The following is a 7,994-nucleotide window of genomic DNA, read 5'->3' on the forward strand; positions in this document are numbered from 1 at the left end:
CCGAACACCCATTACCGTGTGGGCCGCAACCACTGTTGCGGCCCACACGCGTTTCTACCCTCGGCCGAGTGAGGTCAGCGCCGCCTCCAGCCGTCGGAGCAGGATCTCCAGCTCATCTGCCGTGATGACGAGCGGCGGGGAGAGCCGCACGGTCGAGCCGTGCGTGTCCTTGGCGAGGACGCCGTGCGCCAGCAGCGACTCGCACAGTCTCCGGGCGCCGCCCATCTGCGGGTCGAGGTCGATCCCGGCCCACAGCCCCCGGGTGCGCACCTCGCGCAGCCCCAGCGGCTGGAGCCGCCCGAGGCCGGCGGCGAACCGCGGCGCGAGGTCGCGCACGTGGGCCTGGAGCTCGCCGGTCTCGAGGAGGTCGACCACGGCTGTCCCGACGGCGGCTGCCAGCGGGTTGCCCCCGAAGGTCGACCCGTGCTCCCCGACCCCGAGCACCCCGAGCACGTCGTCGTCGGCCACGACGGCCGAGACGGGGAGGATCCCGCCCCCGAGCGCCTTGCCCAGGACGTAGAGGTCCGGCACCACGCCCTCGTCGTCGCAGGCGAAGGTGTGCCCGGTCCGGCCCAGCCCGCTCTGCACCTCGTCCGCGAGGAGCAGGAGGCCGTGACGGTCGCACAGCTCCCGCAGCGCGCTGAGGTAGCCCCGCGGCGGCACCACCACCCCGGCCTCGCCCTGGACGGGCTCGACGAGCACCGCGACCGTCGTGCTCGTCACGGCCCGCTCGACAGCGGACACGTCACCGTACGGGACGACGTCGAACCCGCCGTCGTACGGGCCGAAACCCTGCCGGGTCGCGGGGTCGGTGGAGAAGCCGACGATCGTCGTCGTCCGGCCGTGGAAGTTCCCCTCCATGACGATGACCCGGGCCTGCCCGTCGGGGATGCCGCGGCGGGTGTAGCCCCACTTCCGCGCCACCTTGATGGCCGTCTCCACCGCCTCCGCGCCCGAGTTCATCGGGAGCACCCGCGACTTGCCGCACAGCCGGGCCAGCCGGTGGGCGAACTCCCCCAGCCGGTCGTTGTGGAAGGCCCGGCTGGTCAGGGTGAGCCGGTGCAGCTGCGCCTCGGCCGCCGCGACCAGCCGCGGGTGGCGGTGCCCGAAGTTCAGCGCCGAGTAGCACGCCAGCGCGTCGAGGTACTCCCGGCCGGCGACGTCCCGCACCCACACACCGTTGCCCTCGGTGAGGACCACCGGCAGCGGGTCGTAGGTGCGGGCGAGCACCGCGTCGTCGCCGGCGATCGTCCTGCTCGTGTCCACGTCGTCCTCCCTCGCCGCGATGCGATCGCAGGTACGGGTCAGCGACTACGCGTAGCATTGCCGCCAGCCTCCGCCCCAGCGTAGGACGGCGGACCACCTCCAGAGCAGAAGGACAAGGACACGATGAACGCTTCCTCCCGCCCCCGCCACGCTCTCCTCGCAGCCGGCGCCGCGGCGCTGCTCCTGCTCACCGCGTGCGGCAGCGACGGTGGTGAGGGGTCCGAGACCGAGGACGGGCTCGGGCTGGTCGACAGCGGCACGCTCACCGCCTGCTCCAACGTCCCCTACCCGCCCTTCGAGGTGGAGGACGCGCAGGCCCCGAGCGGGTACAGCGGCTTCGACATCGACCTCCTCCAGGCGATCGCGGACGAGCTCGACCTCGAGCTCCGGGTGGAGAACGTGGGCTTCGACGCCCTGCAGTCCGGCACCGTCTTCGCGGCCGGGCAGTGCGACATCGGCGCCTCCGCGATCACCATCACCGACGCACGCAAGGAGAACATCACCTTCTCCGACCCCTACTACGACTCGCTCCAGTCCCTGCTCGTGCCCGTGGACTCCGGCATCGACTCGATCGACGACCTGGCCGGCAAGAACGTCGGGGTCCAGGCCGCCACCACCGGGCTGGCCTTCGCCCAGGAGAACGCACCCGAGGGCACCAACCTCGTGGAGTACCCCGGCGACCCCGAGCTGTGGTCCGCGCTCCAGGCGGGGCAGATCGACGCGATCCTGCAGGACCTGCCGGTGAACATCACCCACGTCGACGACGGCGGGTACGAGATCGTCGAGGAGTACACCACCGACGAGCAGTACGGCTACGCGATGGCCAAGGACGCCCCCGCCGAGCTCGTCGACGCCATCAACACCTCGCTCCAAGAGCTGCGCGACAGCGGCAGGTACCAGGAGATCTACGACTCCTACTTCGCCGTCGACGGCAGCTGAGGCGGCCCGCCATGCGGCTCACGACCCGACGGCGCCTCTCCCGCGGCACGCTGTACCTCCTGTTCGTCGCCGTGGTGGTGGCGGTCGCCCTCGCCACCGACTGGGGCCGCCTCGCCGCGGCGTTCTTCCAGGTCGACATCGCCCGCGACCTGCTCCCCGAGATCATCACCGTCGCGCTGAAGAACACCCTGCTGTTCACGGTGATCTCCTTCGTCGGAGGACTGGTGCTGGGGATCGTCCTCGCGCTGATGAAGCTGTCCTCCGTGCCGCCGTACCGGTGGTTCGCGACCGCCTACGTCGAGCTCTTCCGGGGCCTGCCCGCGCTGCTGACCATCTTCGCGATGGCGTTCATGGTGCCGATCGCGCTCGGTGTCCGGCTCCCGGGCGGGTCCGTGGGGGCCGGCCTCGTCGGCCTCGTGCTGGTGGCCGGGGCCTACATGGCCGAGGTCATCCGCGCGGGCATCCAGGCGGTGCCCAAGGGGCAGTCGGAGGCGTCGCGCTCGCTGGGGATGTCCCCGGCCAAGACCATGGGGTGGATCATCCTGCCCCAAGGCTTCCGGATCATCATCCCGCCGCTCACCAACGAGTTCGTCCTCCTCCTGAAGGACACCTCACTGCTGTTCATCGCCGGGTCCACCGTACTGACCAAGGAGCTGACGACATTCGCCCGCGACGCCTCCTCGATGACGAGCAACGGAACGCCGCTGGTCATGGCGGCCATGCTCTACCTGCTCGTCACGATCCCGCTGACTCGGCTCGTCGCCGTCCTCGAACGGCGCCTGGGGAGGGGACGATGAACGCAACTGCTCCCGAGCCGGCGATCGAGATCGTCGGACTGCGCAAGAGCTTCGGGGACAACGAGGTGCTCAAGGGCATCGACCTGACCGTGCACACCGGGGAGGTCCTGTGCATCATCGGCCCCTCCGGATCCGGGAAGTCGACGTTGCTGCGGTCGGTCAACCGGCTGGAGGAGCCCACCGGCGGTTCGCTCCGCGTCGACGGCGTGGACATCCTCGACCCCGACTGCGACATCGATGCCGTGCGCACCAAGATCGGCATGGTGTTCCAGCAGTTCAACCTCTTCCCGCACCTCGACGTCATGGGCAACCTGACGATCGCGCAGCGCCGCGTACTGCGCCGGAGCAAGGGTGAGGCAGTCCAGACCGCCCGGGCGATGCTCGAGCGGGTCGGCCTGTCCGACAAGGCCACCGCCTACCCCTCCCAGTTGTCCGGCGGACAGCAGCAGCGGGTGGCCATCGCCCGCGCCCTGTCGATGAACCCGGACATGATGCTCTTCGACGAGCCCACCTCCGCTCTTGACCCCGAGCTCGTCGGGGAGGTCCTCGACGTCATGAAGTTGCTCGCTGCCGAGGGCATGACCATGATGGTCGTCACTCACGAGATGGGGTTCGCGCGAGAGATGGGCGACCGACTCGTGTTCATGGACGGGGGAGTCATCGTGGAGGAGGGGGTGCCCGTCGAGGTGCTCTCCTCCCCGCAGCACGCCCGTACCCAGGCCTTCCTGTCCAAGGTGCTCTAGCCCAACGACCTCCACATGGTGCCGGCGCTCCTTCCCGTACCGACGTACCCGGTGAAAGGAACACCATGGAGGTCCGACGACGAGTCCGAGCCGCAACCGCCGTGGCTCTCACGATCGTGGCGGCCACGGTCGTCCCGGCGCTCGGCGCACCGCCCGAGGACGACGGCGTCCCCTACCCCCGGCAGCAGCCGCTGACCGAGCCCCCGGTGGACGAGGGGGACCGCTCCCTGGGCCGCGGTGCCGTCCCGTTCCACGACATCGCCCCGCAGGTCAACGCGCTCATGGCGGGCAGCCCGTACGTCTCCGCCGAGGTCGTGGGCCGTTCCACGCAGGGCCGCGAGCTCTACCTCCTCACCGTCACCGCGCCGGAGAGCCCCGCGGAGAGCGCCCAGCAGGACCGGTGGCGGGACCTCATCAAGCACGATGCCGAGGCAGCGCTGCAGGACGAGGAGCTCCGGGCCGGCTACAAGGTGCCGGTCTGGTTCAACAACAACATCCACGGCAACGAGTGGGACGGCACCGACGCCTCCCTGTCGTACCTCACCGAGCTCGTCGCCGCGCTCGAGGCCGGTGACCCCGGGGCCGTGGACCTGGCAGAGCGGTACCGGCTCTACTTCACGCTGAGCAACAACCCCGACGGGCGGGTGGCGGGCACCCGGCACACGGCACTCAACCTCGACGCCAACCGCGACCACATCACCAACACGACGCCGGAGACCCGGGTCACCCGCGACCTCGCGGGCGACCTGCAGCCGGTGTTCTTCATCGACCTGCACGGGTACACCGGCGTGCTCCAGGTGGAGCCGACCGGGCCGCCGCAGGGTGAGAACTACGAGCACGACCTGCTCATCCCGCACGCCTACGCGGCCGCGCTGCGCATCGAGGAGGACGTCGTCGCCGCCGGCGTCGAGGGCAACCCGCTCACCCCCGAGGGCGGCATCCGCATCCCGTACCGCGACATCCCGGACGGCTGGGACGGCTGGCCACCGATCTTCACCCCGCAGTACGTGCAGTTCCAGGGCTCCATCGCCTACACCGTCGAGCTCGGGCCGGGCCGGACGGACGACCCGGAGGAGAACGCCCGCCGGCTCGAGGTCAACCGGCAGGTCGGCCACCAGGTCATCGCCTCGACCATCGCCTACGTCGACGAGAACCGCGACACCCTCCTCGGCAACCAGATGGAGATCTTCCGCCGCGGCGCCGCCGGTGAGCCGCTCGTGGAGATCCCCGCGAACCCCGACCCCGACGACTACCCCGGCCCGGACGAGTGGGCCGCGGAGTGGGACGCGGCCGACGTCACCGGCACCGACCTCCCACGTGCCTACCTCATCCCCGCGGGCTCCACCGACGCCGCGACCCTCGTCGACCACCTGCTCGCCCACGGCGTCGAGGTGGGGACGGCGGACGCCGCGTTCAGCGCCGGCGGTCGGGACTACCCGGCGGGCACCTTCGTCGTCGACCTGCACCAGCCGCTGCGCGGGCTCGCCAACGTCCTGCTCTCCGACGGCTCCGACATCTCCGACCGTGTCCCGACGATGTACGACATCTCCGCGTGGAGCCTGGGGCGGCTGTGGGGTGCGCAGGTCGACCGGGTGGGGGAGACGACCGACCCACCGCTCGACGTCGCCACGACGCCCCTCACCGTCGCCCCACCCACGGGCAGCTTCCCGCAGGACGCCGACTACGTCCGCCTCGAGCTCGCCGGCGTCGCCGCCGTGCAGGCGGTCAACGCGGTGCTGGCCGGCGGCGCCGCAGTGGCCGACCTCGGCGACGGCACCGTCCTCGTGGGAGCCGACGGCCTCGCGGCAGCCGAGACCGCGAGCGAGACCTACGGCGTGGCCTTCACCGCGGACGACGGGACCGCACTCACCGGCGACGACGTCCGCGGCCTGGCACCGCTGCGCGTGGGCTTCACCTCCACCGCGGGGTACGCGGGGGAGGACGAGCTCGCGCTGCGGGCGCTCGGCTTCGCCGACCCGGTACGGGTGACGGCACAGGGCCTGGCCGCCGGGGAGGTCGACCTCGCCGACATCGACGTCCTGTGGCTCGGCGCACCGCTCGGGGAGGACGAGACCGCGGTCCAGGCGCTGGCGGACTACTTCGCCGCCGGTAAGGGCGTCGTCGCGGCCGCCGAGGCCGGGGCGTGGGCGGCCACGACGTTCGGGCTCTTCGACGCCGCGGTCGTCAGCGGGCCGAACCGGGCCAACGGCGTCGTCCTCGTCGAGACGGCCCCCCACGGCGTGCTCGCCGGCCAGGCCGAGCCTGCCGCCTTCACCTACGGCCCGGCCTTCTTCACCGACCTCGGGGAGAACGTCACGGTCGAGCAGACCTTCGCCGCCGACCAGCCGCTCCTCAGCGGCCACTGGCTGCCCACCGAGGAGGGCACCGGCGGCCCGGAGCAGGCCGCGGGCCAGGCGTCGGTCGTCTCCGCCGTGTCCGACAGCGGCGCCCGCATGCTCGTCTTCGGTACCGACCCGTTCTTCCGTACCCACCCGCGCGGCATGTTCGACGACGTCGCCGCGGCGCTCTTCTGGGCGGGCCCGGAGGGGGCACTGGTGCCGCCGCCCGAGGAGCCCAGGGAGGAGCCGACCGAGGAACCGAGCCAGACCGAGTCGCCGACGGAGACACACGCACCCTCCGAGCCCCCGAGAACTGCGGAGCCCACCACCGGCGGCGCGGGACCGTCGCAGGCACCGAGCGAGGGACGGGGAGGGGGCCGGCTGCCGAGCACCGGCGCGGCCGTCCGGCCCCTCGCCGCGCTCACGGTCCTGCTCGCCGCGGGCGGAGGCGTGCTCGTGGCCCGGCGCCGCCTCGCCGGGTGAGCGTCTTGCGCCGCGAACCGCCTCCTCACCCGGGGTGGGAGGGATCTACACTCGGCCCATGACCACCGACGCCACTGACATCAAGCCGCGCAGCCGCAAGGTCACCGACGGCCTGGAGGCGACGGCCGCGCGAGGCATGCTGCGCGCCGTCGGCATGGGGGACGAGGACTTCGCCAAGCCGCAGATCGGTATCGCGAGCTCGTGGAACGAGATCACGCCGTGCAACCTCTCCCTCGACCGGCTCGCCCAGGGCGCCAAGGAAGGCGTCCACGCCGGCGGCGGCTACCCGCTGGAGTTCGGGACGATCTCCGTCTCCGACGGCATCTCGATGGGACACGAGGGGATGCACTACTCCCTCGTGTCGCGCGACATCATCGCCGACTCGGTCGAGACGGTGATGCAGGCCGAGCGGCTCGACGGCGCGGTGCTCCTCGCCGGCTGCGACAAGTCGCTGCCCGGCATGCTCATGGCCGCGGCACGGCTCGACCTGGCGGCCGTCTTCCTCTACGCCGGCTCGATCATGCCCGGCTGGGTCAAGCTCGAGGACGGCACCGAGAAGGAGGTCACCCTCATCGACGCCTTCGAGGCGGTCGGCGCCTGCGCCCGCGGGCTGATGAGCGAGGCCGACCTCGACCGTATCGAGCGGGCGATCTGCCCGGGCGAGGGCGCCTGCGGCGGGATGTACACCGCCAACACCATGGCCTCGGTCGCCGAGGCGATGGGGATGTCGCTGCCCGGCTCGGCGGCCCCACCGTCGGCCGACCGGCGCCGCGACGCCTTCGCCCGCCGCAGCGGCGAGGCGGTCGTGGAGATGCTGCGGCAGGGCATCACCGCCCGCGACATCATCACGAAGAAGTCCCTGGAGAACGCCATCGCCGTGGTCATGGCGTTCGGTGGCTCGACCAACGCGGTCCTCCACCTGCTCGCCATCGCCAACGAGGCCGAGGTCGAGCTCACCCTGGACGACTTCAGCCGCATCGCCGACCGCGTCCCGCACCTGGGCGACCTCAAGCCCTTCGGCCGGTACGTCATGAACGACGTCGACCGCATCGGCGGTGTCCCGGTGGTGATGAAGGCGCTGCTCGACGCCGGCCTCATCCACGGCGACTGCCTCACCGTCACCGGCAAGACCGTCGCCGAGAACCTCGCCGGGATCAACCCGCCCGACCCGGACGGCAAGATCCTGCGCGCCCTGGACAACCCGATCCACCGGACCGGCGGCATCACCATCCTCGGCGGCTCGCTCGCCCCCGAGGGTGCCGTCGTCAAGTCGGCCGGGTTCGACGAGGAGGTCTTCGAGGGCACCGCACGTGTCTTCGAGCGCGAGCGGGCCGCGATGGACGCGCTGGAGGACGGCACCATCCAGGCCGGCGACGTCGTCGTCATCCGCTACGAGGGCCCCAAGGGCGGCCCGGGCATGCGCGAGA

General features: G+C 71.7%; 6 protein-coding genes. 5 read left to right on the top strand and 1 reads right to left on the bottom strand.

Annotation, left to right across the window (positions count from 1 at the left end; genetic code table 11):
- Positions 1-54: 54 nt before the first annotated feature.
- Entirely contained in the window at positions 55-1,266 is a 1,212-nt protein-coding gene (gene rocD / locus Q0195_RS08375; RefSeq protein ID WP_299277025.1) for an ornithine--oxo-acid transaminase, read from the bottom strand.
- A gap of 123 nt (positions 1,267-1,389) precedes the next feature.
- Between rocD and Q0195_RS08380 the strand changes: the two genes are divergently transcribed.
- From Q0195_RS08380 to Q0195_RS08400, 5 genes are all read left to right on the top strand, one after another.
- Positions 1,390-2,205, top strand: a complete 816-nt coding sequence (locus Q0195_RS08380) for an ABC transporter substrate-binding protein (protein WP_299277027.1) — start codon at positions 1,390-1,392, stop codon at positions 2,203-2,205.
- A gap of 11 nt (positions 2,206-2,216) precedes the next feature.
- Positions 2,217-3,002, top strand: a complete 786-nt coding sequence (locus Q0195_RS08385) for an amino acid ABC transporter permease (RefSeq protein WP_299277029.1) — start codon at positions 2,217-2,219, stop codon at positions 3,000-3,002.
- Entirely contained in the window at positions 2,999-3,745 is a 747-nt protein-coding gene (locus Q0195_RS08390) for an amino acid ABC transporter ATP-binding protein (RefSeq protein WP_299277031.1), read from the top strand. Before Q0195_RS08385 ends, Q0195_RS08390 begins: the two co-directional genes overlap by 4 nt.
- A gap of 101 nt (positions 3,746-3,846) precedes the next feature.
- The gene (locus Q0195_RS08395) at positions 3,847-6,567 is read left to right on the top strand and encodes a M14 family zinc carboxypeptidase (protein ID WP_299277034.1); all 2,721 of its coding nucleotides are present in this window, start codon (positions 3,847-3,849) and stop codon (positions 6,565-6,567) included.
- 58 nt (positions 6,568-6,625) lie between these two features.
- The coding region (locus Q0195_RS08400) for a dihydroxy-acid dehydratase (RefSeq protein WP_299277037.1) at positions 6,626-7,994 on the top strand (1,369 nt) is incomplete at its 3' end.

The sequence above is a fragment of the uncultured Georgenia sp. genome, assembly GCF_937958535.1.
Lineage (GTDB): Bacteria > Actinomycetota > Actinomycetes > Actinomycetales > Actinomycetaceae > Oceanitalea.

Bases quoted from the DNA above. Each gene is read 5' to 3' on its own strand.
- Q0195_RS08380 (WP_299277027.1), top strand. From the start codon at position 1,390: ATGAACGCTTCCTCCCGCCCCCGCCACGCTCTCCTCGCAGCCGGCGCC.
- Q0195_RS08385 (WP_299277029.1), top strand. From the start codon at position 2,217: ATGCGGCTCACGACCCGACGGCGCCTCTCCCGCGGCACGCTGTACCTC.
- Q0195_RS08390 (WP_299277031.1), top strand. From the start codon at position 2,999: ATGAACGCAACTGCTCCCGAGCCGGCGATCGAGATCGTCGGACTGCGC.